23 protein-coding genes are annotated in these 26276 nt (G+C 66.8%); 10 read left to right on the top strand and 13 right to left on the bottom strand.

All coding sequences use genetic code 11. The annotated features are described in order from the left end of the window. The first annotated feature begins 58 nt into the window (after window positions 1-58). The 3 genes from btuC to P0204_RS14550 are packed head-to-tail and all read left to right on the top strand — an operon-like array spanning window position 59 to window position 4759. Entirely contained in the window at window positions 59-1129 is a 1071-nt protein-coding gene (btuC, locus tag P0204_RS14540) for a vitamin B12 ABC transporter permease BtuC (RefSeq protein ID WP_276180492.1), read from the top strand. Further along, window positions 1126-2304, top strand: a complete 1179-nt coding sequence (locus P0204_RS14545) for a heme ABC transporter ATP-binding protein (RefSeq protein WP_379801849.1) — start codon at window positions 1126-1128, stop codon at window positions 2302-2304. Before btuC ends, P0204_RS14545 begins: the two co-directional genes overlap by 4 nt. 55 nt (window positions 2305-2359) lie before the next feature. Beyond that, window positions 2360-4759, top strand: a complete 2400-nt coding sequence (locus P0204_RS14550; protein WP_276180494.1) for a DEAD/DEAH box helicase — start codon at window positions 2360-2362, stop codon at window positions 4757-4759. A gap of 15 nt (window positions 4760-4774) precedes the next feature. On the opposite strand, the gene P0204_RS14555 is transcribed toward P0204_RS14550, so the two are convergent. Continuing rightward, a complete protein-coding gene (locus tag P0204_RS14555; protein WP_276180496.1) occupies window positions 4775-5188 on the bottom strand; it encodes an Lrp/AsnC family transcriptional regulator in 414 nt (137 codons plus the stop codon). A gap of 102 nt (window positions 5189-5290) precedes the next feature. Between P0204_RS14555 and carA the strand changes: the two genes are divergently transcribed. Next, a complete protein-coding gene (gene carA, locus P0204_RS14560) occupies window positions 5291-6337 on the top strand; it encodes a glutamine-hydrolyzing carbamoyl-phosphate synthase small subunit (RefSeq protein ID WP_276180498.1) in 1047 nt (348 codons plus the stop codon). Window positions 6338-6530: 193 nt separating this feature from the next. Here the strand turns inward: carA and P0204_RS14565 are convergent, their stop codons facing one another. From P0204_RS14565 to P0204_RS14610, 10 genes are all read right to left on the bottom strand, one after another. After that, window positions 6531-7076 (bottom strand): hypothetical protein, encoded by a 546-nt coding sequence (locus tag P0204_RS14565; RefSeq protein ID WP_276180500.1) that lies wholly within the window; start codon window positions 7074-7076, stop codon window positions 6531-6533. A 320-nt stretch (window positions 7077-7396) separates the two neighbouring features. After that, window positions 7397-9079 (bottom strand): histidine kinase N-terminal 7TM domain-containing protein, encoded by a 1683-nt coding sequence (locus P0204_RS14570; RefSeq protein ID WP_276180502.1) that lies wholly within the window; start codon window positions 9077-9079, stop codon window positions 7397-7399. 108 nt (window positions 9080-9187) lie between these two features. Further along, on the bottom strand, window positions 9188-12478 hold the full coding sequence (gene carB, locus P0204_RS14575) for a carbamoyl-phosphate synthase large subunit (RefSeq protein ID WP_276180504.1): 3291 nt from the start codon (window positions 12476-12478) through the stop codon (window positions 9188-9190). A gap of 123 nt (window positions 12479-12601) precedes the next feature. Continuing rightward, complete coding sequence (locus tag P0204_RS14580) at window positions 12602-12832, bottom strand: hypothetical protein (protein WP_276180506.1); 231 nt, start codon at window positions 12830-12832, stop codon at window positions 12602-12604. 95 nt (window positions 12833-12927) lie between these two features. Next, on the bottom strand, window positions 12928-13710 hold the full coding sequence (locus P0204_RS14585; RefSeq protein WP_276180508.1) for a hypothetical protein: 783 nt from the start codon (window positions 13708-13710) through the stop codon (window positions 12928-12930). Between the two features lie 36 nt (window positions 13711-13746). Next, window positions 13747-14280 carry a DUF5815 family protein gene (locus P0204_RS14590; RefSeq protein ID WP_276180511.1) on the bottom strand — a complete coding sequence of 178 codons (534 nt, stop codon included), beginning with the start codon at window positions 14278-14280 and terminating at the stop codon, window positions 13747-13749. A gap of 48 nt (window positions 14281-14328) precedes the next feature. Next, complete coding sequence (locus tag P0204_RS14595) at window positions 14329-15096, bottom strand: DUF7847 domain-containing protein (RefSeq protein WP_276180513.1); 768 nt, start codon at window positions 15094-15096, stop codon at window positions 14329-14331. A gap of 72 nt (window positions 15097-15168) precedes the next feature. Continuing rightward, window positions 15169-16014, bottom strand: coding sequence for a DUF7847 domain-containing protein (locus P0204_RS14600; RefSeq protein ID WP_276180515.1), 846 nt, complete (start codon window positions 16012-16014; stop codon window positions 15169-15171). Window positions 16015-16097: 83 nt separating this feature from the next. Then, window positions 16098-16514: a DUF7124 domain-containing protein gene (locus P0204_RS14605; RefSeq protein WP_276180517.1), complete on the bottom strand. Its 417-nt coding sequence runs from the start codon at window positions 16512-16514 to the stop codon at window positions 16098-16100. 56 nt (window positions 16515-16570) lie between these two features. Next, window positions 16571-17818 (bottom strand): NAD(P)/FAD-dependent oxidoreductase, encoded by a 1248-nt coding sequence (locus P0204_RS14610; protein WP_276180519.1) that lies wholly within the window; start codon window positions 17816-17818, stop codon window positions 16571-16573. A 127-nt stretch (window positions 17819-17945) separates the two neighbouring features. Between P0204_RS14610 and P0204_RS14615 the strand changes: the two genes are divergently transcribed. Next, window positions 17946-18548: a DUF6149 family protein gene (locus tag P0204_RS14615; protein WP_276180521.1), complete on the top strand. Its 603-nt coding sequence runs from the start codon at window positions 17946-17948 to the stop codon at window positions 18546-18548. Window positions 18549-18553: 5 nt separating this feature from the next. Here P0204_RS14615 and P0204_RS14620 read toward each other — a convergent pair whose 3' ends face one another. Both P0204_RS14620 and P0204_RS14625 read right to left on the bottom strand, forming a co-directional pair. Then, the gene (locus P0204_RS14620) at window positions 18554-19168 is read right to left on the bottom strand and encodes a hypothetical protein (protein WP_276180523.1); all 615 of its coding nucleotides are present in this window, start codon (window positions 19166-19168) and stop codon (window positions 18554-18556) included. A gap of 61 nt (window positions 19169-19229) precedes the next feature. Continuing rightward, window positions 19230-20558 (bottom strand): NAD(P)/FAD-dependent oxidoreductase, encoded by a 1329-nt coding sequence (locus P0204_RS14625; RefSeq protein ID WP_276180525.1) that lies wholly within the window; start codon window positions 20556-20558, stop codon window positions 19230-19232. A gap of 103 nt (window positions 20559-20661) precedes the next feature. Here P0204_RS14625 and P0204_RS14630 point away from each other — a divergent pair, with 103 nt between their 5' ends. The 5 genes from P0204_RS14630 (at window position 20662) to P0204_RS14650 (ending at window position 26240) form a co-directional block, all read left to right on the top strand. Next, window positions 20662-21537, top strand: coding sequence for a homoserine kinase (locus tag P0204_RS14630; RefSeq protein ID WP_276180527.1), 876 nt, complete (start codon window positions 20662-20664; stop codon window positions 21535-21537). A 157-nt stretch (window positions 21538-21694) separates the two neighbouring features. Next, the gene (locus P0204_RS14635) at window positions 21695-22867 is read left to right on the top strand and encodes a COG1361 family protein (RefSeq protein ID WP_276180529.1); all 1173 of its coding nucleotides are present in this window, start codon (window positions 21695-21697) and stop codon (window positions 22865-22867) included. Between the two features lie 5 nt (window positions 22868-22872). Then, window positions 22873-23538 carry an ABC transporter ATP-binding protein gene (locus P0204_RS14640; protein WP_276180531.1) on the top strand — a complete coding sequence of 222 codons (666 nt, stop codon included), beginning with the start codon at window positions 22873-22875 and terminating at the stop codon, window positions 23536-23538. Continuing rightward, complete coding sequence (locus tag P0204_RS14645) at window positions 23535-24671, top strand: ABC transporter permease (RefSeq protein ID WP_276180533.1); 1137 nt, start codon at window positions 23535-23537, stop codon at window positions 24669-24671. Before P0204_RS14640 ends, P0204_RS14645 begins: the two co-directional genes overlap by 4 nt. A gap of 234 nt (window positions 24672-24905) precedes the next feature. Beyond that, the gene (locus tag P0204_RS14650; RefSeq protein WP_276180535.1) at window positions 24906-26240 is read left to right on the top strand and encodes a S8 family peptidase; all 1335 of its coding nucleotides are present in this window, start codon (window positions 24906-24908) and stop codon (window positions 26238-26240) included. Window positions 26241-26276: the final 36 nt, after the last annotated feature.

Genomic DNA, 26276 nt, shown 5'->3' on the forward strand with positions numbered 1-26276 from the left:
TCTAAGGAGGGGCCACAGGAACAATAAATATTTACCTACTCCAAGTTGGCTTTCAACCATGCATACCACCGGACGTGCACTCACCTGGTCCGGTGCGCTCGTGGGGGTACTTCTCGCTGTCGTCACGGTGAGTGCGGGTATCGGTCCCGTGTGGATTCCCCCGGCCGACGTGGGGAAGGTGTTGCTGAACGCCGTCGTCGTTCCCACCGGTGTCACGCTCTCAGCTGGTGGTCCCGAACTCACGACGACCGCGCTGTTTCAGTACCCGGTCGGCGAACTCCAGCGGCAGATCGTGTTGCAGGTCCGGCTCCCGCGGATCGTCCTCGGTGCGATCGTCGGCTTCTCGCTTGCGGCCGCCGGGACGGTGATGCAGGGCGTGTTCCGGAACCCGATGGCCGATCCCTCCATCATCGGCGTCTCCTCGGGGGCGGCCGTCGGCGCAGTCGCGTTCATCGTCCTGCCGTTCGCGCTCCCCTGGGGGCTGGGGTTGCGGGCCGCGGCCTTCGTCGGTGCCTTGCTCGCGGCCTTCGGGGTCTATCTCATCGCGACGCGAAACGGGGAGACCCCCGTCGCGACGCTTCTGCTGGCCGGTGTCGCGATCCAGACGTTTCTGGGTGCGGTCGTCTCCTTCCTGCTCCTCCAGAGCGGCGAGAGTATGCGGCGGGCCGTCTTCTGGCTGATGGGCCACCTCGCAAACACCGCCTGGGCGGATGTCACACTCAGTGCGGGTCTGGTCGCGGTTCCCTTCGTCGCCCTCCTCGCGTACACGCGAGACCTGAACGTCCTCCTCCTGGGCAGCGAGGACGCCCAGTCTCTCGGTGTCGAGGTCGAGCGCAGCAAGCGGGTCCTGCTTGCCGGATCGGCGGTCGTCACGGCGGCCGGCGTGGCCGTCTCGGGCGTCATCGGGTTCGTCGGGCTGATCGTCCCCCACGCGATGCGGCTCGTCGTCGGGCCGGACCACCGCGTCCTGTTGCCGACTGCGGCGCTCGCCGGGGCCTCGTTCCTCGTCGCGACGGATACGCTCGCCCGCTCGGGCAGCGCCGAGATCCCCGTCGGGATCGTCACCGCCGCGCTCGGTGCCCCCTTCTTCCTGTATCTGTTGCGCAAACGGGAGGTCCACGAGCTGTGACCGACCCGATCGTCGACGCCACGGACCTCTCGGTGTCGATCGCCGACCAGGAGATCCTCTCGGCCGTCGATCTCGCAGTCGAGGAGGGATCGCTCGTCGGACTGGTCGGCCCCAACGGGGCCGGCAAGACGACGCTGTTGCGAACCGTCGGCGGCACGCTCGCCCCCGACGAGGGGACCGTGACTGTCGCCGGCCGGGACATCCACGACTGTACCGCCAGCGAGACCGGGCGGCTGATCGCTCGGCTCCCCCAGTCGACGGCGCTGTCGTTCGATTTCACCGTCGAGCAGGTCGTCGAGATGGGACGGACGCCCCATCTCGGACGGTTCGAGCGGGCCGGGCCGGACGACCGCGCGGCCGTCGACCGGGCGATCGAGCGAGCAGCGGTCGCCGAGTTCGCCGACCGGCGGGTGACGTCGCTCTCCGGGGGCGAACGCCAGCGGGTCCTGCTGGCGCGGGCGCTCGCCCAGTCGACGCCCGTGTTGTTGCTCGACGAACCGACCGCGAGCCTGGACATCAACCACGCCGTCCGGACGCTGGAACTGGTCGACGGCCTCGTCACCGAGGGGAAGACGGCCGTCGCCGCGATCCACGATCTGAACCTCGCGGCGCGGTACTGCGACGAACTCGTCCTGGTCGCTGGCGGGCGGGTCCGTGCCGCCGGCACTCCCGAAGAGGTGCTAGCCGCCGACACTCTCGGTGAGGCTTTCGACGCCACCGCTCTGGTCACGGACCACCCGGTCGTCGACGCGCCGCTGGTGACGCCGTTGCCGGCTCGACCGGACGTGGACGGCCGGGTCCACGTCGTCGGAACGGGAGGAGTCGCGGCGAAGACGGTGACTCGCCTGGCCGATGCGGGAGTGACGGTCACCCTCGGCGTCGCACCCGCCGACGATGTCGCAACCGTCCGGGCCGGGGCGCTGGACTGCGAGACGGTGACCGTCCCGACTTTCGCCGGTATCGACGAGGGGGCGCGGGACCGGGCCGTCGCGCTCGCGCGCCGGGCGGACGCGGTGGTGACGGCGGGCGACGTAGCCGCCGGGAACCGGCCGGTCGTCGACGCTGCCGGGACGGTCGTAAGTGCCGATGCGGGCACCGACGCGGTGCTCGACCGTCTCGGTGACGTGCTCGGGCGGCCCGACCGGCACCAGCAGTCACCGGTGCGGAACGACTGAGTTCACTGTGCCGGACGACCGCGGGACTCAACACCGTCGGTCCCTGACGGAAAGTGTGGACGAGACTATCGCCTGGCTCCGCGACCGACCGTACTACGAGGGCCAGATCGTCGACCAGCGGACCGTCCCGGGCCGGGAGGCGACCGTCGCCGACTGTCCCCTCGATTCCCGGGTGGCGAGCGTGCTGGCCGAGGAGGGGATCGATTCGCTGTACGCCCACCAGGCCACCGCTATCGAGGCGACACGCGACGGGGACGACGTCGTCCTGGCGACGGAGACGGCCAGCGGCAAGAGCCTGGCCTACACGGTGCCGGCCTTCGAGCGTGCGCTGGACCGCCGGGCGACGACGCTGTATATCGCCCCACAAGTCGCGCTGATCAACGACCAGACGGAGACGCTCTCCGAGCTAGCCCGGGGACTGGGGTTCGCCTCCGGTGTCTCCGTCGATCAGTACACCGGCCGTCAGTCCAGCGCGGAGAAGGAGGCGATCCGCGAGCGCCAGCCGACGGTGTTGCTGACGACGCCGGACATGCTCCACTACGGCATCCTCCCCCACGCCCACCGGCTCTGGGACTGGTTCTTCCAGCGGTTAGAGACCGTCGTCGTCGACGAGATCCACGGCTACCGCGGGGTGTTCGGCAGCCACGTCGCGCTGGTCTTCCGACGGCTCCAGCGGCTCGCCGAGCGGTTCGACAGCGACCCCGAGTGGGTGTGTTGCTCGGCGACGATCGGCAACCCCGTCGAACACGCGGCGGCGGTGACCGGCCGGCCGGCCGCGTCGTTCTCGCTGGTCGACGAGGACACCAGCGCCAGCGGCCCGCGTCACTGGCTGCTGTGGAACCCGCCGGAGTACGACGGCGGCGGGGGCTCCGCGAGCAGTGCGGGCGGAGCCTCGTCGGACTCCGCCGACGGTGGGTGGGGGAGCGGCCGCCGCCGGTCCAGCCACGTCGAGACCAAGCGACTGTTCGTCGACCTCGTGGAACGGGGCTACCAGACCGTCGTCTTCGCGGGCTCACGACAGACCGCCGAACGCTACGCCGACGAGAGCGCCGCGGACCTGCGTGACCGCGGCGAGTACGACCTCGCGAACAGCGTCGGCGCTTACCAGGCCGCCCTGACCGACGAGCGCCGCCGGGACCTCGAATCTCGGCTGCAATCGGGCGACCTCCGGGGTGTGTGGTCGACGAGCGCCCTGGAACTGGGCGTCGACGTGGGCGGCCTCGACGCCGTCCTGCTGGACGGCTACCCGGGCACGCGGATGCGTGCGTTCCAGCAGGCCGGCCGGGCCGGCCGTGGGACCGATCCCGCGCTCGTCGTCCTCCTCGGCGGCGAGGACCAACTCGACCAGTTCGTCATGCGTACCCCCAGTGAACTGTTCGAGAAACCGCCCGAACAGGCGGTCACCAACCCCGAGAACGATCATCTCCTCCCGGATCACGTTCACGCGGCCGCCCGCGAGAACTGGCTCTCGACCGACGACGACCGCCACTTCGGGGAGACGTTCCCGGACGTGGTCGCGGCGCTGGAAGCCGAGGGGGTCCTGGACCGACGGACGACCGACGACGGCGTCCGCTGGCTCGCGAACGGCTCGCCCCACCACGGGATGAGCCTCCGGACCGCCGACGACCGCGAGGTGAAACTGGTCGCCGACGGCGACGTACTGGCGACGCTGCCGTTCGAGGACGCGCTTCGAGACGCCCACCCCGGGGCGGTCTACCACCACCAGGGCCGACGCTACGAGGTGACCGACCTGGACCTGGGTGCCGGCGTCGCCGAACTGGACCGGACCTGGGCGGACTACTTCACGCGCGTGCTCCACGACAAGACGATCACCGTCGAGACTGACCACGAAGAACGGGCGTTCGCGGCGCGCCCGGACGTGCCCGTCCGCTTTGCGTCGGTGACGATGCGCAAACAGATCACCGGGTACGAGCGCCGCGACGGTTCCTCCGGGGAGGTGCTGGGCCAACGCTCTCTGGACCTCCCCGAGACGACCCTGGAGACGACGGCGCTGTACTACACCGTCCCCGAGGATCTCGACAGTGAGATCCGTCGGGTGACCGGCGGCCACGGGGGGAAGTCGGCGACTGGGACGGCCCCGACCGGCGACTTCCCCGGTTCGATCCACGCCGCCGAGCACGCGATGATCTCGATGTTCCCCTTCGAGTACCTCTGTGACCGGGGGGACATCGGCGGCCTGTCGACGCCGCGACACCCCCACACGGGAGCGCCGACGATCTTCGTCTACGACGGCTACCCCGGTGGTGTCGGACTCACTCGTGCCGGCTACGAGGACATCGACGACCTCGCCCGGACGACGCTCACGATGCTCCGTGGCTGTGACTGTGCCGACGGCTGTCCGGCCTGTGTGCAGTCGCCCCACTGTGGCAACGCGAACGATCCGTTGGACAAGACCGGCGCGATCACGCTGCTCGACGGGCTCACCGAGGACTGAGGCCGCTGGATCCGCTCACCCGACGCGCTCGTCTAAGATCAGCCTCGTCTTCGTGCTTGCGACTTCGTCCAACTCCCGGGCTCTCGTGATGAGATCGTTGACGGCGTTCGTGTCCGCGGCGTCGACGACGACGACGATGTCCTCCTCGCCGGAGACTTGCCAGACGAAATCGACCTGGGGCCACTCGGCGATCCGGTCGGAGACGGCCTCCGTGTCCACGTCGACGTCGACGCTCACCTCGATCATCGACTTGACGTTGCCTGTCCGCGTCGCGACGGTGAACCGTTCGATGACCCCCTCGTCGACGAGTTGCTCGACGCGGTTGCGAACCGTCCCCTCGGAGGTCCCCACGGTGTCGGCGATCTCCGTGTACGGGGTGCGGGCGTCCTTCCGGAGGATCGAGAGTATCTCCCGGTCGAGTTCGTCCATCGAGGATAGAGGCTACCTCGGCCCCCCTCTTGAGGATTACGAAATTCGTAACTCGACTTCGAAAGCAACCCTTATCAGCCACTATAGTATACGCATCTCGTAATGGCAGACGCATACGTGGCCCTTGAAGGCGAACGCGTCGTCGAGGCGCGCGCCCGCGCACCCGGCACAGCACGCGGCGAACTGGTGTTTACGACCGCTTACACCGGCTACGAGGAGAGCCTGACCGACCCGTCCTACGAGGAGCAGGTGCTTACCTTCTCGTACCCGCTGATCGGCAACTACGGCGTCCGCGAGGAACGGTTCGAGTCCGACCGGATCCACCCGCGTGCGGCCGTCGCCCGCGAGATGACCGACGACGTCGCCGAGTGGCTCGAACGTGAGGGCGTTCCCGCCGTCGACCACCTCGACACCCGCGACATCGTCACCGAGATCCGTGACGAGGGGGCGATGAAGTGTGGGATCGCGGCCGGCCCCGACGCGACCGCCGAGGACGCGCTGGAACAGCTCGCACAGTGCAAGCACATGTCCGAGCACACCGACATCGGCGAGCAGGTCTCCGTCGACGAAGTCGAGACGTACAACGCCGACGGCGACGGGAGTACGGTCGCACTGGTCGACTGTGGTGCGAAGGGATCGATCATCGAATCCCTGGTCGAACGTGACGCCGTCGTCCACGTCTTCCCCTACGATGCGAGCGAGAGCGACGTGGCCGATGTCGACCCCGATCTGCTCTTTATCTCGAACGGCCCCGGCGACCCGGAGAACTTCGAGCAGGCCGGCGACCTGGTCGATACCTACGTGGGAGACGTACCGCTGGCGGGCATCTGTCTGGGCCAGCAGGTCGTCGCCAACGCGCTGGGCGGCGAGACGGAGAAGATGGAGTTCGGGCACCGTGGGGTCAACCAGCCAGTGCGCGACCTGCGCTCGAACCAGGTCGTGATGACGACCCAGAACCACGGCTACACGGTCGCCGATCCCGGCGACAGCCTCGACGTGACCCAGGTCAACGTCAACGACGACACTCCGGAGGGGCTGGAGAACGACGAACTGAACATCATCACGCGGCAGTACCACCCCGAGGCCAACCCCGGGCCACACGATTCACTGGGCTTCTTCGACGACGTGCTGGCGATGGCCGAGAAGTAACGCCACCGCGTATCCGCAGTCGATACTCTCGGCGACCTTGCGCCCGAAGTAGCACTGAAGGGGGCAGTGACGGCACTACCACGATATCTCGGCTGTCTCCGACCGGTATCAACTCCGCGTCGATGTACGCGACGGATACGATCCGGTTCTTACGGGATAGTTAGGGCCGAGCGCCCCTGAGACGGTTGAGGGGCTAAAATCCCCAGCGGATGCCGGACATCGTGGCGACGATGGCGATCATGAGGACGAGTTCGACCAGACTCAGCATGCCGTACTTCTTGTTCAGAGCGGCCAGTCGCTCGTGATCAGTCTCTTCAGCGGCGATCTCGTCGAACATGCCGGTCGTGAAGCTGTGAAGCGGGCCGAACCCGAGAACGAGCAGCGCGATAGCGAGGCCGAGCGCTGCCCACAGTGACGGCGTCGGAGATGCCCAGAGCCCCATCATGCTGGCGAGGCCGATTCCTGACCCGACCACGCCAACGGAGACCGGTTCCATGAGGAGGTTCATCTTCGGGACGAACCCTTCGGCGAACTCGAGGTTGGCTTCCGCGGAGAGACTTCCCATGACGGGACCGAGGACGACCGCACCGAGTACCGATGTCCCGAACCAGAACGCCCCCAGGAAGAGGTGGACGGTAAACATCACCTGGATATTATTTGAGAGATACCCCAACACAGGAAGCCCCAGGGGAACGACAACGGCACCGACCGCAAAGGGACGCGTAGCAGCAGCAGCCATCAACCGATACCGTTCGCGCCGATTCGCCGGTCTGTGTGTATTACTCAGTGACATATGCGATCTTGGTTCCTGTAAACAAGTCAGATGTATTGGATAAAAAAGTAGTGGACGCGGCGGTATTACTGAGTCGTCAAACCGAGGGGTACAAACCGACTGCGGATACTGCATTCGATCCCCGAGAAGACGAGACGACCACCGACAATCTCACAGTTCTGCGGTGAGCGAGAGAAACTTTGTCGACATTCCTACTATGTAATGTAACTAACTTTTGGTGGAGTGTACTATCACACTTGTCCAGCGTCTACGGGCAACGCTACCAGTCACTCCAGTCGGAGGGTGACAACGGTTCCCTCGCCGTCGGTGTCGAACTCGATCTCTCCGCCGAGCATCGAGACCCCCCAGCTGACGATCCAGAGGCCGATCCCGGTCGTATGCTCCAGCGACGTTTCCCTGCCTTTCTGGATCGGCGCGAGTTCTTCGGCTTCGATCCCCGGCCCGTTGTCGCTGATTGTGATCTCGATCCCGCCAGGGGGTAGCAGTTCGACCGTCAGGACTACCCTGGGATCGTCCGTCTCGTTGTGTGCTAACGCGTTCTCTAACAGGCTCGATATCACGAGCGACAGCACGCGAGGGTCGGTCTCGACAGTCGTCGGTGAGGAGGGAAGCACGGCCTCGACGGTCGCGTCCGGAAACTCGGCCCTGAGTTCCGTCGTCCGCGCCTGGACGAGCTCGGTCACGTCGACGGATTCCGTACCCGTCTCGGTACCGCGGAGTTGCTCGAACTCCCGTGCCTTCTCGCCGGTCGCCAGCAGCCGGTTTCCGCTCGCTTTGATCGTCTCCGCGGAGGCTTCGACCGCCTCGTCGTCGCTACGCCCTTCGATCAAGTCCGCGTGGCCCATGACGACCGTCATCTCGTTCCGGAGATTGTGCCGGATGACTCGGTTGAGTACGTCCAGCCGCTGTTCGCGTTCACGTTCCCGCGTGATCTCCTGAAAGACGACAGTCCGACCCACGTTTCTGTCTGCCGGATCGGTCAACGGTGAGGTGACCACTGAGAACTGCCGGTCACGGCCGTCGGTGGTGACGGAGACGGTCTGATGGTCGGCCCCACCTTCCAGGTCGACATCGGCAGCAGTGGTCAGCGGCTCGCCGAGGACCGACTCCCGTTCCAGGCCGAACACGTCGACGGCCGCGTCGTTGACCGTGACCACGCGGTCGGCTGTGTCGAGGACGAAGGTCGGGCTACCGAGGTCGTCGATGGCCGATCGCTGGGCCGCCCGCTCAGTCGTCGGGTTCGTCTCGAACATGTTGCTGCCGACGAACGCGTAGCCGTCCAGCGCGATGTGGAGGAGGAACAACAACGGCCCGAGGTTGAGCTGTGGAACCGGGCCGACGTTGAACAGCCAGGGCAGTACACCCGCCGCTGGGGGGAGCGTACTGAGCGCGACCGCTGTCGCCTCCGTTCGATAGAGGGGGCCGTAGCTGACGACTGTTTCGACCAGCAAGAGCGCGCCGATCCCCGTACACCCGAACACGAAGGTGGCCATCAGATACAGCAGCGGGCCGACCGTGTATCCGGGGACCGAAAGCCCGAACACCGGTGCCGGCCCGAGCCCGGTCCACAGGAGCGAGTGGTACGGGAAGGTCACGATCAGCCCCGAGATCGCCGCCGGCGGTGCCAAGATCACTCCCGACTGCCAGCTCCGGGCTGTCGCCGACCGACCGGTGTACTCCAGCGTGAACATCAGAAACAGCGGGCCGGTCCAGGCGGCGGCTACCAGCCCGACAGCCTCCAGATAGGCACGAAGCGGATAGATGTCGACGAGCAGACCGAACCCGTAGGTGAGACACCAGAGTGCGGTCGCCAGAAACGAGGTGATGAACCAGTTCACTCCCGGACTGCCGCGGTGACGGATCAGATAGCCGGCCAGCCCGAGCGCACCGACCCCGGCGGCGACGCTGCCGCCGGCGACCACGGCACCCAGCAGGATATCAGCGACCAACGTCCGGGATGGTTTCGGCGGTACTGTCTTAGCAGTTGTGTCCCTGCGCCGACCGGGTCGTCCCACCCGAGCGAACGGCGGGCGACCCAGTAGCGGTCCCGGCGGCCGTCAGCGGCCCCACTCGCGTTGGGTCTTGGGGCGTTCGTCGACGGCCTGGACGGCCAGGGGTTGGTCGTTGGAGTTGACCGCTTCCAGTGCGGCCTCGGCGCTCTCGCGGGTCGAGAAGTACGTCACCGTCTCCTCGACACACGCCTCCAGCACGTCGCGGTCGCGGGAGGCGACCAGATCGATCTCGCCGTTCTGGATCGCCTCGACGACCGCCTCGGTGTCTTCGAAGTCGTCGAGGCTCTTGACGTCGAAGTGTTCCTCGTAGCCCAGCACCGGCAGGTCGACGATAGCCGTCCCCTCCAGGGGGATCGGCTTGTCGACACACATCTGGGCCTTCTGGTAGGCCTTGCCGAAGGAACCGGCGGTGCCCATGACCTCGCCCGTCGACTTCATCTCCGGGCCGAGCCGCGGGTCCGAACCCGGCAGGCGGTCGAACGGCAGGACGACCTCCTTGACCGAGACCTGCTCGGGGATCTGTTCCTGGACGTCCAGGTCGGCCAGCGAGCCGCCGGCCATCACCTTCGCGGCCAGTTTCGCGATCGGGACGCCGGTCGTCTTCGAGATGAACGGCACCGTCCGGGAGGAACGGGGGTTCGCTTCGAGGACGTACACCTCGCCGTCACGGACGGCCAGTTGGACGTTCAGCAGGCCGACCGTGTCCAGCGCGTCCGCGATGTCCTCGGTCACCTCGCGGATACGGGGCATCACGTCTTTGATCTCCTGGGAGCGCGGTGGGATCATACACGCCGAGTCCCCCGAGTGGACGCCGGCGGTCTCGACGTGTTCCATCACGCCGCCGATGATCACGTCGTCCTCGTCGGCGACGGCGTCGACGTCCAGTTCGACGGCGTCGGCCAGGAAGTCGTCGACGAGGATCGGTTTGTCCGGGGAGACCCGGACGGCCTCCTCGATGTAGGTCTTCAGGTCGTCGTCGTTGTAGACCACGTCCATCGCACGGCCACCGAGCACGTAGCTCGGACGGACCAGCACGGGGTAGCCGATCTCCTCGGCTAGTTCGAGGGCTTCGGTCTCGCTCGTGGCGGTGCCCCCCTCGGCCTGGGAGATGCCCAGGTCGTCCATCAGTTGGTTGAACCGGTCGCGGTCCTCCGCGAGGTCCATCGCCTCGACGGAGGTCCCCATGATCTCACAGTCCAGCCCGCGGCGGTCCAGTTCCTGTTCGAGCGGGTGACCGATATCGACGGAGGTCTGACCGCCGAACTGGACCATCACGCCGTCGGCGTTGGTCGCTTCGACCACGTCGGCGACCTCCTCGGCGGTGATCGGCTCGAAGAACAGCCCGTCGGAGGTGTCGTAGTCCGTCGAGACGGTCTCGGGGTTGTTGTTGACGACGTGGGCGTCGATGCCCAGTTCCTCCAGTGCGCGGACCGCGTGGACCGAACAGTAGTCGAACTCGACACCCTGACCGATGCGGATCGGCCCACCGCCGACCACGACGACGCTCTCGATATCGGGGTCGATCTGGAGTTCGTTGCGGTCGATGCCCGAGACGGGATCGCGCGTCGAGTAGTAATAGGGCGTCGTCGCCTCGAACTCGCCGGCACAGGTGTCGACGAGTTTGTAGTCGCGGTCGGTGGTGTCGGTCTCGACCGAGTCGACAGTGACGCCATCGACGGTTCCACCGTCTTCCCGAGGCGGCGTCGCCGCCTCGCCACCGTCGGTGGCGGCTTCCACTTCGGTCCCGTCGCCGCCGTCGTCCCCGAGTGCGGCCGGGAGCCAGGAGGAGTGTGTGTCCTCGAACTCCCCGCCGGCCAGCGCGGTGATCTCCTGATCGGTGAAGCCGGCCTGTGCGGCGGTCTCGTAGTCGCCGGCCATCGCGGCCTCGGCGGCGTCGGCGACCTGCTCGAACCGCTCGACGTACCACTCGTGGATGTCGGTCAGGTCGACGACCTCCTCGACTGTGTAGCCCCGCGAAAAGGCCTCGAACATCGCGTAGGGACGGTCCGGGCTCGCCCGGACGAGGTACTCCGTCTCCAGTTCCTCGTCGGCGAGCTCGCCGAAGTCGACCGCGGGCGTGTACTCCGAGGAGCGCAACGCCTTCAGCAGCGACTCGGGGAAGGTCCGGCCGATAGACATCGCCTCCCCGGTCGATTTCATCGCCGTCGACAGCTCGAAGTCCACGTCGGTGAACTTGTCGATCGGCCAGCGTGGCACCTTCGTCACGACGTAGTCGATGGCGGGTTCGAAGGCGGCGGTGGTCTCGCCGGTGATCTCGTTTTCGATCTCGTGGAGGCGCTTGCCGAGCGCGACCTTCGCGGTGACGCGGGCGATGGGGTAGCCGGTCGCCTTCGAGGCCAGCGCGGAGGACCGGGAGACGCGGGGGTTGACCTCGACGACCCGGTACTCGCCGCCGGGGGTGCCGTCGTCGCGCCAGGCGTGCTGGATGTTACAGCCGCCCTGGATGCCCAGTTCGCGGATGACCTTCAGCGCGGAGTCGCGCATCTCCTGGTGGCCCTCGTCGGGGATGACCTGCGAGGGCGTGACGACCGTCGACTCGCCGGTGTGGATCCCCATCGGATCGATGTTCTCCATGTTGCAGATGATGATACAGGAGTCGTCGGCGTCCCGCATCACCTCGTATTCGAGTTCGACCCAGCCCTCGATGGACTCGGTGATGAGCACCTCGCCGTTCCGGGAGAGACGCAGACCCTTGCGGACCCGCTCGACGAGTTCCTCGAACTCGTGGACGACTCCGGAACCGGAGCCACCGAGCGTGTAGGTCGTGCGGGCGATGACCGGGAGCCCGCCGACCTCGTCGACGGCGTCCTCGACGCGCTGGCGGAGCGCTTCTTCGTCGAAGTCGGTCACGGACTCGTCGTCGTCCAGGGCGATGGTCGTCGAGGCCGGCACCGGTTCGCCGATCGACTCCATGCGCTGTTTGAACAGGTCGCGGTCCTCGGTGGCGTAGATGGTGTCGAGCGGCGTCCCCATCACGTCCACGTCGTACTCGTCGAGGATGCCCTCCTCGGCGAGTTCGGCCGTGACGTTGAGACCGGTCTGGCCACCCAGGCCGGCGATGACTCCGTCGGGATTCTCCTTCCGGATGATCTCGCTGATGGCCTCGGTGTTGATCGGTTCGAGGTACACCTTGTCGGCCATCTCCGGATCGGTCATGATGGTCGCCGGGTTCGAGTTCACCAGGACGACCCGCGCACCTTCCTCCTGGAGGGCGCGACACGCCTGTGCGCCGGAGTAGTCGAACTCGGCGGCCTGTCCGATCTTGATCGGGCCACTCCCGATGAGAAGTATCGTGCGGTCTTCCTCGGCTGTCATTACCCGACCGGAGTCTACACATCGTAATAAGCCCGGCGAAAGGGTACGAAGCTCGAAGCCGAATTTCGAATATCGTAATGTGCCCCCCTCACACGGGGGGCGTTCACATCCGTGCCCGGTGTCTCAGGTCTCGTGGTCGCTGAACTGGTACCGGTACGGTTGGCCCTGGATGACCTCGACTTCGCCGGTCTGGGCGCGCCGGCCCAGTACTGTCGCGACACGGTGGGCACTCTCGAAGTCCTCGTCGTGTGCGGCGAGCACGTCGAGGATCTCGCGCGCGGTCAGGGGCTCCTCGGCGTCGGCTTCTTCGAGCACCGACCGGATGCGCTCGAACTCACCGTGACGTATGCGCATACCATCCCTTCGGCCTCGTTCCCCATATAACGCCGTCAGACAGCAGTCAGACGGCCGATTTCACGAAACCACACGACGGCACCGGTCCGTGTTTGTCACCCGTTGTCGGACAGTCCCCGTCTGTCGTCAGTCGTCACGTTGGGCCACCGTTGGGTCACCCAGTCCGGCCGGTCCACTGTTGTCTCGTCGAGCTTGGTGTACTCGAAGCCGTACCGAACGGTCGTGTTCTGGCCGGCGTTCCGGAAGCGAAACTCCATCGAACGGACGAGTCCACTGGGCTGGACGCGTGCACGGCCCCGGAAGTCCCGGACGTCGTTCAGTGACGGCGGGTTCGGGTGGCTGGTCCGGACCAGGTAGTACCGGCCCGCCTCGCCCTCGTGGACGGTGACGGTGCTGTTGCCCACCCCGAGGAAGTTCCGGACGAGACGCTCGGTGATCCCGCTGATTCGCTCGCGGGCGGGCTCGGCGTCACCGGTCGTGTACTCGACGCCAAGCGGTCGCTCGTGGCGGCTGAACCGCGTCTCGCCGCCGACGAACGACTGGTCGCTGTAGCCGGTTCCGGTCCGGCTTTGATAGTGGTAGCGGCGTTCGCTCTCGACGCGCAGCAGGCTCCGTTGCCGTTGGCCGGCCGACGCCCAGTCGATCGACAGTGTGTACGACCGGTTCCGGACCTGGTCGACGTGTGCGGCCGCGAGTACCTCCGCGTCGACCAGTCGTTCGGTGGCCAGTCCCGGGGCCAGCGGGCGGCCGTTCTCGCCGGGTGTCTGCTCGGGGACCGGTGCGGGCGTCACCGTCGGTGGCTGGGCGGGCTGGCCGCTCAGTGTGGTACATCCGGCGGTCACCACCACGATCAAAACCACGGCGACGCGCCAGGCCATACCGACGTTACGGCTCGACGGAGGAAACAGTACGGGTCAGACGGCGCTGTCGTGGCGGTCCTCGAAGTCCCGCTCGGCGCGGTACTCGTCGACGAACGTCGCCACGTCGAACTCCAGCATCTGTGCTTCGAACTCGTCCATGACCGCGTCGTCCTCGGCGTGGCTGACGGCGTGTTCCATCAGTTCGACGAGCAACTCGACGACGACCTCGTGGAGCCGCCGGGAGTCGAACTCCGTCACCCAGGCCATCGAGTAGCCCACGGCACCGTCCTCGCTCGTGTCGGCGACGGCGACGGAGTCGGGGAACTCCTCCATGACGACGCCGAGGAGGTGGACGGTCGTGAACTCGTCGTGGTCGTCGCTCGGTTCCACCGTCGCCTGCAGGACCTCGACGAGAAACTCCGGGACGAACCGGGCCAGGGGGTGGGGGTCCAGCACGACTGCGTGCGTCCCGCCACAGTTACAGTCGAACTCCCGCATCCCCAGGTGGAGGTCGTGGGTGTCGACGTGTTCGCCACAGGGGAGTTCGAGCGCGGAGTCGCGGCTGCCGGGCACGCGCGGTTCTACCATTACCCCCGATTGGACCGTCTCGGGGTTAAACGCCGCGGTATCTCCCGGTCAGAGCTCCTCGTCCGGTTCCGCGTCAGCCATCGCCTGCTGGTAGGCGCTGGTGACCACGGCGATCCCGAACACCGACGCGATCTGCCCGAGCAGCGTCGTCACGGCCGAGGAGACCGTCGCCGGGAGCCCCAGCGATACCGCTCCCAGCGGGATGGTGATCACGACCCCTATTACGACGGTGACGATGATGAGGACGACGACACCACCGAGGTTGTCTCCGACGAGATCGACGCTGTTCTTGAGCGACTCGATGACGCCGCTGTCGTTGAGCGCGACCTCCTGCATGACGAAGAAAAACAGCACCGCGAGCGCCAGGCCGGGCAGGATCAGCAACACGAACCCGATCCCCAGCAACACGGTCATCAGGACCGACGCCGCCAGCGCCGTGAGGACGGTCGACACGAGGTTCTCCGTCGCCGCCGACGGGAGCGGACTCGGCCCCTCGTAGGCAAACGACCGGATCGCGACGATGCGAAGCGCGACGCCGATCGCCCACAGTAGCACCGTCAAGACGGCTGCGACAGCGAGCGGAACCTCCAGTCCCAGGGCGCTCGAAGCGCCGCCGAAGGCTCCCTGTTGTTGCATCGCCGAGGGTGGGAGGTCGAGCGCAGAGGCGATCGACCGGTTGATCGCCAGCGAGAGCGACTGGCTCACGACGCCGTTGAGCAACCCATAGAGCACGAACACGGCGACGAACAACACACCGCGTTCGCTCGTCAGATCGTCGATACCGTCGCGGAGGGCTTGACCGACTCGCAGGGACATGTTCGATTCCCGAACTGAGAACGTAATAAAACTATCCGTCCCGGACTGTGGGACGGCGGTTGTGGTCCCGGGCTACAGCGGACTTCCTTCGGTGTCGCTGGGGGCGTCACTGCCCGTCGACGTGGCTCCGCCCGTCTCGCCGTCGACGGCCTGCTGGTATGCGTCGGTCATCACCGCCAGCGTGTACACCGTTACCCCGGTCGTGAGGACTGTCGAGACGAACGACGGCAGGCCCGGGAGCGACGGCCCGGAGGCGACCGTCCCGGCTCCGACGCCGACCAGTAGTAGCACGGTGAACAGGATCACTCCCAGGGCGAACACCGCCAGGAAATTCGATTTCACGTGCCCGTAGCTGTTGCTCAGCGCCTCGAACGGGTTGGCGTCGTTGAGCGCGACCTCCTGGCGAACGAACTCCAGTAGGATCGCCAGCACGATCCCGGGGATGAGCAGCAGTACCGCACCGAGCATGACGACGACCGTCGCGACGAGACTCGCGATCAGCGAGTTCAGCGTCGTGAACCCGATGCTGTCGAACAGCCCCGAGGGGACACCGCTCTCGTCGCTCGCGAACACCCGGATGCCCAGCACTCTGACGACTTCGGCCAGCAGCGCGGTGAGTACCCATAGCGCCACGGCAATCGGCAACGAGACCCCGATCGCTTCCGGGAAGAACTGTTCCGGCCCGCCTATCCCGGCACCCATCGGCACCGGAGCGGACGCGGGCGCCTCCGTGACCACCTCGGACCACTCGACGCCGGTGCGTGACAGCGCCCGCTCGACGCTTCGAAGGAAGATCGTCTGTGTGATGACGACGTTTGCCACCGCCAGCGCCACGAACGCCCCGAGCACTCCGAGGCCGTTCGGCGACGCCAGCTTCTGTGCCCCACCTTTGAGCGAGTCGACGACTCCGATTCCCATATTCGCCCCGGGAACACGAAATTACAAAACGTCTTTGATACGAACGAAACGCCGCGATCCCGTCCACCACCGGGTCCGAACTGTCAGGGCCAGTCGTCGCGTTCGTCGTCCTCGTTGGCTGTCGCGGCCGGCGTCGAGGGATCGCCCAACTCCCACTCGGCGGCCGTCGCCGCGTCCCCGACGGAGAGGAACTCCCAGCCGGCCCGCTCGGCCAGCGCGGCGTCCTCGTCGTCGGTCCCGACGTAGACGTGTCGGTCGGTGTCGAACTGTTCTTTGACGTTCGTTAAGCTCTCTTCCCGGCTCCGTGGGCCGGAGAAGAAGTCCTGGCGGACGCGGTGTTTCCGGGTGAAGTTCGTCACGACGTAGGTGGGTTGATCCGAGACGACGCCCACGTACTCCGACCACTGGCGCGCGTCGTTGAACACGCTGTCAGGGTAGGCGAGTTGCTTCAGTGCGTCGAGATCGAACGCGAGGGTCATATCGCCGTTGCCGCCGTCCATGCCTAGATCTGTGCTACCGGTCGAAAAAAGGGCGTCGTTCTCCCGCTGCCCGGCCGTCACTCGGCCTGGGGTGCCTGCGCTTTGACTTCCTCGACGTCGACCTCTTTCTCCAGTAAGAGTTCCTTCTTGTCCGCGACCTGGAGCTCTTCGCGCATGATCTGTTTGAACGCCGACTGCTGGGAGAGGTCGCCGATGAGCACGCCACCGACGAGTTGGCCGTCCTCGAAGGCGACGCGGCGCCACTCGTTTTCGCTGTACTTGCGCTCGGCCTCGTCGTCGCCACGGGTCGGATGGCCGAAAGAGAGGAACGGGAAGTCGAAGTGGGTGATCGAGTACGAGGAGACCCAGCGGAACGCCTCCTCTTCGGCGTCGGCGACCATGTTGGTGCCGGCGACGGACCCCTGCTCTTTGGCCGAACCCCACGAGCCGTTCTGTGCGCGGTCGTTGAGGATCGTGTCGTAGTACTGGGTGAGGTCACCGGCCGCGTAGATGTCCTCGACGCTGGTCTGCATGTACTCGTCGACGACGATGCCGTCGTCCTCTTCGAGATCGAGGTCGCCCAGGAACTCGGTGTTGAAGTCCAGCCCGATGGCGACGCCGGCCCAGGTGCCTTCGTAGCGGTTGCCGTCGGGATCGACTGCGGCCTCGACGCGCCCGTCGTCGTCGACCTCGAAGTGGTCGACGCCGGATTCGAAGACCGGTTCGACGCCGTTCTCCCGCATCGCGTCGTGGATGATCTCTGCGCCGTCCTCCGAGAGCGCGTAGCGCCACCAGCGGTTGCCACGCATCAGGTATTTGGCGTCGATCTCCTGTGCGCCACAGACCGCTGCCAGGTCGATGCCCAGCAGACCGGCCCCGACGATGATCCCCTTCTCGCACTCCTCGGCGTGTTGCTTGATGCTGCGCGCGTCCTGGAACGTCCAGAAGTGGTCGATCCCGTCGGCGTCGGAGTTCTCGACGGGGAGTTGGGAGGGCGTCCCGCCGGTCGCGACCAGCAGTTTGTCGTACTCGTAGACGTCACCCTGGTGGGTGTGGATCTCGTGGGCGTCGGCGTCGACACCCGTAACGTGTGTGTTCAGTTCGAGGTCGATGTCCCGCTCCTCGTACCACTCGGGCTTGTGGATGGAGATGGGTGCCTCGGGCAGCTTCCCCTTGGCGAACTCTTTGATGAGGATTCGGTTGTACAGGGCTTCCCCCTCGTCGGTGATGACCGTCACGTTGGCGTCCGGGTCCGCTTCCCGGATCGTTTCGGCCGCGGATGCGCCCGCGATGCCGTCACCGATAATCACGTGCGACGTGCTCATAGCAGGGTGTTCGCTATCGGCCTTAATGTGGATTGCTATCTCCGTGTCAGGTCTGACCCGTCGCTGGGGCTGTCCAAACGGTCAGTAGGCACGCCATTCAAGACGCTCGCGCCCCGAGAGAGCCACGATGAAGCTCCGTCAGAACGTCAAGCACTTCGCGGCCAAGCAGGCACTGACACTCCCGGTAGTCGGCGAGAAAGTCAACGACCGGCTCGTCGGCCTGCACACGAACGTCTTCGCGGACAAGGCCGACCCCGAGTACGCCGACGAGCGCCGTGCCCATCTCGACGACTTCTTCGACGCGACGATGGACACCTACGTGGCCGCCCTGGAGGCGGGCTACCCCGAAGCGGAGGCCCGGGAGATCACACACGTCCAGGCCAACTTCGACTTCTACAACCACGGCTGGACCGAGATGATGGAGTTCCCCAGCGACGAACTCGAAATGCACTACGAGCGATACGACGAGTTCTTCGACCGCCACGGGATCACCATCTCCGACCCGCTGGGCGCGTTCGAACCCGCCGACGGGATCACCGAGGCACCCTCGACGCCGGAGAAACTCGACGACCCGGAACACCCCCACGCCGAGGGCGGGTTCGCCGACGACGTCTACGTCGAGACCGAGGACGGCGAGGTGATCGTCGGCGGGCAGGACGAACCCGAGGACGTGTCGCCGACGGAAGCGCCGGGCGTCGACGAGGACCCCGAGAGCGCTGCCGGCGACTGACCCGGCTACTCTTTGCGGGTGTCCGTCCACCGCTGTCGTAGTTCGAACAGCGCGGTCACCGCGAGCAGGTCGCCGTCCCGATGGTAGCCGGTGACGACGAAGGCGTGGCGGCCGTTTCTGGTGTCGACGACCACGTCTCGGTGGGCCGGTCCCGACTCGACCGAGCCGTTCAGTCCGAGCGTCCAGACGAAACTGTCGCTCGGGCCGACGTCGTTGTGTTCCCGGTGGTGCCCGTCGTCGACGACGGTCCAGCCGTCCGGGTCCTTTCGGGCCAGCGTCCACCAGTCCGGCCCCGTCGAGAACGGGACGAGCGAACTGTTACTGAGGACGAACCTGATCCGCTTGCCGACCTCGCTGAGGGTATCGACGGGGAACACGTCCCTGCTCGCGGTGAGCTGTATCGGCCGGCCACTGGTCTCGACGCTGGAACAGACGAACTGCTCGGCGTCCCGTGGCAGCGCCGGGCAGGGGCTGACGGTCCGGTCGCGCCGCGGTGGCTCCGTCGTCCTGACCGTCGGGACTGGCGCGGGTGTGACCCGCTCGCGCCCGCCGCTGTCGGTACAGCCAGCGAGGAGCCCGGTCCCACAGCTCAGCGCTGCGAGAAACTCCCGGCGGCGCATACCGGAACTACGGACGCTGCAATCATGAGTTTCACGCCGTTCTCTGCCGACGCGACGCTGGCTACCGGGTGGCTTCGACAGCGCGCTCCTCGATCCGGTTTGCACACTCGTAGCCGGCGACGATACCGCCGTTCAGCGACCGCTCGGGGTACTGCGCGCGGGAGGCCATCCCCGCGTAGTAGAGTCCGTCGGCCACCGCCTCGCTCAGGTCGTACGGGATCACCATGTCGAGGTAGCCCCGCTCGTACACCGGCGCTGTCCGGGGGTTCCGAGCGGTCCGAACCCAGTTGACCGCCTCGCGGTCGAACGCCGGGAACAGGTCCTCGATACCTGCCAGCCACGTCTCCCGGACCGCCTCGTCGTCCTGTTGCCAGATGTCTTCTTCCGGGGACTGGACGTAGCGGGCGACGTACAGCAGGTGTTCGCCGCCGTAGCGCTCGGCCGAGACGAAGTTCGTGTGCTCGATGAGCGCGCCGAAGGGTGCCTCGTCGGCGACGTTCAGCCAGTAGGTGTCGAGCAGCGGCTCGTCCATGCTGATGACCGAACAGACCGTCCCCTGGAAGTCGATGTCACAGCTGTAGCCGGTCAACTCCTCTAGGACGTTCGGCATCGCCGCGACGACGACGCTATCCACGTCGTGGACGGTCTCGCCGTCGTCGTCGGCGACCGTCAGCGACGAGACGGTCCCGTCGCCGGTGTCGATATCTGTCACGCGCGTGCCCGTTTCGATGTTTTCGGTGCCGACCGCGTCGACGAGCGCGTCCAAGAGCCGGCCGAACCCCCCGTCGAGGTAGCCCAGGATCTCCCCGCGGAGGATGTCGCGCTCGCCGCGGAACTTGATCCGGCCAAGCAGCCAGGCGGCGCTGACGTCGGCCTTGCGAGAGCCGAACTTCGCGTCGAGCAACGGTTCGAAGAAGTTGTCGTAGACGCCCTGAGTGGTGTGTTCGACGACGAACTCCTCGATGGGAACGTCCTCGAAGTCCTCCAAGCGCTCGTAGGTGTCGAACTTCGGGACCCCACCGCGGACGTCGATATCGAGCGTCAACAGCCCGAGGCGGAACGTATCGTACAGCGTGAAGTGGGGATAGGCCAGGATCTCCCAGGGGGTGTCCATCGGGTGGACGACGCCGTCGACGTAGTAGCCGTTCTTGCCGACGTGCCACTCTACGTCCTCTTCGAGTCCCAGTTCCGCCGCCAGTTCGACGATCGTCTCCTCGGATTTCGAGAGGTGGTGGTAGAACTTCTCGATGGGATCACCGGCAGTCTCGTACACTGCCGCGAGGCCGCCCAGATCCTCGCTCGCCTCGAAGACGCGGACCTCGTGGCCGCGCTGCCTGAGCCTGTAGGCCGCCGAGAGGCCGGCGATCCCGCCGCCGACGACGCCGATCATACTCCGCCGTATCAGTCGTCGTGGGATTTAGTTTGTGTTTCGCTGTCGGTCGCCACTACGTGGGTTCGCTACCTTTTTCACCACACTGCTGAAATGCGCAGGCATGCTGACCGTCCGGGCGCCTGCGACCAGTGCGAACCTCGGGAGCGGCTTCGACGTCTTCGGCGCCGCCCTCGAACGCCCGGCTGATGTCGTTCGGCTGACAAAGTCCGACCGGACCACTATCGAGGTGACCGGGGCCGGGAGCCAGTTCATCCCGGAGGACCCCGAGAAGAACACTGTCGGGGCCGTCGCCGAGGCGCTCGACGCGCCCGCACACATCCGGATCGACAAGGGCGTCCGGCCCGCCTCGGGACTGGGCTCTTCCGCGGCCAGTGCCGCCGCCGCCGCCGTCGGCCTCAACGCCCTGTACGACCGGGGGTACACCCGCGAGGAACTCGTCCCGATCGCCGCGAAAGGCGAGGCGGTGGTCTCGGGTGACGCCCACGACGACAACGTCGCGCCCTCGATCATGGGCGGGTTCACCATCGCCACGGACTCGGGCGTCACACAGATCGACGCCGACATCCCGCTGGTCGCCTGTCTCCCCGACATCGTCGTCTCGACACGGGACGCCCGCCGGGTCGTCCCCGAACACGCCCGGGTCGAGCAGCTCATCGAGACTGTCGGAAACGCGGCCACGCTGACGACCGGGATGCACCGCGACGACCCGTCGCTGGTGGGCCGTGGGATGCACGATACCGTCGTCACCCCGGCGCGTGCGAAACTCATCGACGGCTACGAGACGGTCCGGGAGGCCGCGCTCGACGCCGGAGCCACGGGTGTGACGATCTCGGGGGCCGGCCCGACGGTGATCGCCGCCTGCGAGGACCGGCACCAGAAAGCTATCGCCAGCGCCATGCTGGATGCCTTCGGCGAGCGCGGTGTCGACGCACGCGCCTACCAGACGCGGATCGGTCGCGGGGCACAGCTCTTCTGATCGGCGCTTACAGTCCGTCCGCTTGTGGCTGTCTCTGGCGCTGAAACGCTGCTCCTGTGGCTTTTATCGAGTGGGTCGATGTTTCAGTCGCTATGATCGCTGTCCCACGCCAGGTCGCACCGTTTGCTCGACCACCCACTGTCACCGGGAGGGACCGATGAGACGCGCCCTGTTGCTGGCGACGCTGATCGTCGCCGCGTCGGTTTCGCTTCCGGCCGCCGCCGGCCAGCAAGGCGGCGTGATCTCCGTCGAGACGACGGCCACTCCGGAGCGGCCGACGCCCGATCAGGACGTGACCGTCGACGTGACGCTCTCGAACCCGACCGACGACGAGTCGTACAACGTCCGGTGGGTCGCGCTGCACAACACCACCGATCCGGACAGCACGATGCACGACCGGATCAAACCGACCGAGAACCTGAACGGTGGCGAGTCGGCGAACTACGACCTGACGATGCCGGTCGACGAGACAGGCGAGCACCACGCCGTCGCCCACGTCTTCGTGGACACGCTCCACGGCGACACCTACACGTTCACGCGCAACGTCACGGTCACGGTCGTCCAACCCCATCCCGCGATGTCGCTGTCGACCGGCGCTGTCGGCCCGGACGACCGGACCGACGTCTCCCTACAGCTCTCGAACGGGCTCTCCGAGGAGATCCGGGGCGTCTCTGTCGAACTAGAGGGCCAGAACGCAACGATGACACTCGACGAGGACCGTCGCGTCCGTTCGTCGCTCCAGGCCGGCAACGAGACGACGATGACGTTCCCGGCAAGCGAAGTCGATCCCGGGAGACAGACGTTCACCGCGACGCTGACCTACACCACCGAGAGCGGCGAGTACCGGACCGTCACGCGTTCGCTGTCGACGACGGCCGATCCGGTCGAGAACCCCGCGACCCTCACGCTGACGGGGCTACGGGTCTCCCAGGACGGCGACCAGCTCACGATCCGTGGCAGCGCGAGCAACCTCGGTGGCGGCAACGCAACCGGTGCGATGGTCACTGTCGGCCAATCGGCGGCCGTCCAGCCGGCCCAGTCCCAGTCCCGCTTTTTCGTCGGCGAGGTCCCCGCCAGCGACTTCTCGTCGTTCGAGGTCCAGGCGACGACGACGGCAAACGGGACCGTCACCGTCCCGCTCGAAGTGAGCTACGTCGTCGACGACACCCGCGTGAACCGGACCACGTCGGTCACGTTCACGCCCGCACAGTCCGGCACCGGCGAGGCGACCACCAGACAGTCGTCGTTCCCCGTCCCGCCGCTGGCTGCCGGCGGCGCGCTCGTGGTCGTCCTGTTCGGTGCGCTCGGCTGGCGTCGTCTCCGGGGGTGAACACGATGGCCGTCATCAGCACGACCAACGCGGTCAAGGAGTACGACTCCGGGGAGAAGACGCTGCGGGCGCTCGACGGCGTCGATCTCGCGGTCGAGGCCGGCGAGTTCGTCGCCATCGTCGGTCCCAGCGGGAGCGGGAAGTCGACGCTGTTGAACCTGCTCGGTCTGCTCGACGAACCCACCGACGGCTCGGTAACCGTCGAGGACGAGGCGGTCTCGTCGTTGTCGGTCCGCGAACGGACCGACCTCCGCCGGGAGACGGTCGGCTTCGTCTTCCAGTCGTTCTACCTGGTGCCGACCCTGACCGCCCGGGAGAACGTCACGGTCCCGGCGCTGATCAGGGGGGACCGCTCGCGGTTACTCGACCGGGCCGAAGAGCTGCTGTGCCGGGTCGGGATGGCCGACCGGCTGGAGCACTACCCCGACGAGCTCTCTGGCGGGCAGAAACAGCGGGTCGCGGTCGCCCGGTCGCTGATCAACGACCCCGACATCCTGCTGGCCGACGAACCGACCGGCAACCTCGACCAGGACACCGGCGCACAGGTGCTGGACGTGTTCGGCCGGGTCGCCGACGAGGATGTCGCCATCGTCACGGTCACCCACGACGAGCAGGTGACCGAGTACGCCGACCGGACCGTCACGCTCGTCGACGGGAGTCTCGACACATGATGGAGTCGGTCCTCTCTCGACGGTTGCCGCTGGTCGCCTACGCCTGGGAGAACCTCACCAGAGCACGCGCCCGGACGGCCTTGGCGATGGCTGGCATCACCATCGGTGTCGTCGCCATCGCCTCCCTTGGGATGTTCGGGGCAGCCTTCGAACAGTCGACGCTGAACCGCGTCGACGACATCACGCGAAGCGTCTGGATCACGCCCGGCGAGGACGCCGAGTTCGAGGAGTTCTCCAGGGACCACGTCGCCGCAGTCGACCGCTCGACCGGCGACACCGTCCATACCGTCAAGCAGTATTCCACGGGGGTGACGGGGCTCAGGACGACCGAACAGGCAACGGTGTACGGCCTCTCCGATCCCGGGGCCTTCGTCGCCGCCGACGACGGACAGATCCCCGAGACCTGGCGCTCCGGTGCCGCCGTCGGCCCCGAACTCGCACAGACACTCGACGTCGGCGTCGGCGACAGCGTCACGATCGACGGCGAGAGCTACCGGGTGATCGCCGTCCTCGAACCGTCCGGCCGTTCGTCGCTCGTCGGGACCGACAACGCCGTCGTGGTGCCACAGGCCCAGGTCGAGACCGACGGCTACCAGTCCGCGATCATCCGTGCGGACTCACCCGAGGCGGCATTCGAGACCGCCGACGCGCTCGACGCGGAACTCAACGGCCGCAAGGAGATCTACGCGGTTCAGGACGCCGAACAGGCCATCGAGCGGTTCAACCAGCAGATGGCACAGATCGATACGTTCCTGCTTGGCGTCGGGGGCGTCTCGATGCTCGTCGCCGCCGTCAGCATCCTCAACGTGATGTTGATGTCGACCATCGAGCGCAAGGGCGAGATCGGTGTCCTCCGAGCAGTGGGATACCACCGGCTGGACGTCCTGCGGCTGATGCTCAACGAGGCGATGCTACTGGGGATCGTCGGTGCGGTCCTCGGTGTCGGTCTCAGCGTCCTGCTGGGGATGGCGATCAACGCCCAGCTCCTGTCGGACCCGCTCGCGTTCACCGCCGAAGCGCTTCGCTACACCGTCGTCGGGTTCGTCTTCGGGACGGTGTCGAGCTTCCTCAGCGGGCTCTACCCCGCCTGGAAGGCCGCTAACGCCCGGCCTGTGGAGGCACTCCGAGACTGAACCGGCACTGTCTCTGACTGTGAAACGCTGCTCCGGGGCTTTTCTTCCTGCCGGTGTATCGTTCACCTGCCCGTCGCCCCTGACGGACACGCTGACCCCCCAACCGTTCCCCTGCTGACGCTCCACCCCGGCTCCGACGGGCACTTTTCGTCGCCGTCCGAGCCGATCTCCTCGCGATCCGCTCGGGCCGAACCCAGCAGGATTTTGTCAGCCTATGGAAAACAGACCGATACTGTGTCGTCACGAACAACCCTGCTCGCCCTCACTGCCGCTGTCGCCCTCCTCGTGGGTTCCATCGGCGTCCTCGCGACGGTCGGTGGGACCCTCGCCACAGACGACGCTGTCGCCGACGACGCACCGCCCTCCCAAGCGGTCACCCCCCGGACTCCGGTTCGGGGAACGGAAATCGAGCGACTCCACACTGCGGGGATCACCGGCGAGGGCGTCGACGTCGGTATCGTCGACGTGACGGGCTTCGATCCGGACCATCCCGGCATCGCCGACCACGTCGCCGACGCACGCTCGTTCTCCCCGGGTGAGGGGGTCGCGAACGGCGGCCGCGACAGCCACGGGACCGCGGCGGCGTCGCTGGTCTCCCGGAACGCCCCGGACAGCGACCTCTATCTCGCCAGCGTCGACACTGCGAGCGGTTACGAGTCGGCCGTCGAGTGGCTCGTCAGCGAGGACGTCGACGTCATCGTCGCGCCGATGTCGTTCTACGGAAAGCCCGATGACGGGGAGTCCCACGCCGCTGACGTAGCCCGGCGGGCGACGGAGACGGGTGTCGTCTTCGTCGCTCCGGTGGGTAACCTCGCCCAGGGGCACTGGAACGGGACCTATCAACCGGTCAACGGCGGTGTCCACAGTTTCGACGGCGGGACGCGAAACTACCTGCGGACGACCGGCCAGTCGCGGCTCCGCCTGTGGCTCTCCTGGGACGAGGCCCACCGTACCGAGGAGTACACGGCCGAACTCTACTGGACCAACGGGACCGCCCACAGACTCGTCGCCCGCTCGCAGCCGTATCTGGCCGATAGCGTCCCTAACGAACGGATCGTCGCCCGGCTCCAGCCGGGGACGTACTACGTCCGGATCACCGGCCCTGCCAACGCGACCGGCGCGCATCTGGACCTCGAATCGCCCACCCACGCCCTCCAGTTTCAGTCGCCGGGGAGTGTCGCCCCGCCCGCGACCGACCCGAGCGTCCTCGCCGTCGGTGCCTACGACCCACAGACCGGGGCGGTCAGGCCCTACAGCTCCGGCGGTCCGACCGGGGACGAACGAGGGGGTGTCGATGTCGTCGCCCCCGACGGACAGGTGGCCGCGACCAAGCCCGACGGGTTCAACGGCACGTCGGCGGCGGCCGCCTACACCGCGGGGACGGTCGCACTGATGCTCGACGCGAACCGAACGCTCTCGCCCGCAGGCGTCGAACGGAGCGTGACGACCACCGCCAGCGACGTCCAACCGACCGGTCCGGATCGGCTGTCCGGCGCCGGGAGCCTGGAACCGACACAGGCCGTCGCGGTCGTTCACAACGATTCAAACGACGATTTGAGTAACGGATAGGGATTTGTGGCTGTGCTTCGAACGTCCGGATACGTC

Origin of the sequence: Haloarcula halophila, assembly GCF_029278565.1 — an archaeon.
GTDB classification, from domain to species: Archaea; Halobacteriota; Halobacteria; order Halobacteriales; family Haloarculaceae; genus Haloarcula; species Haloarcula halophila.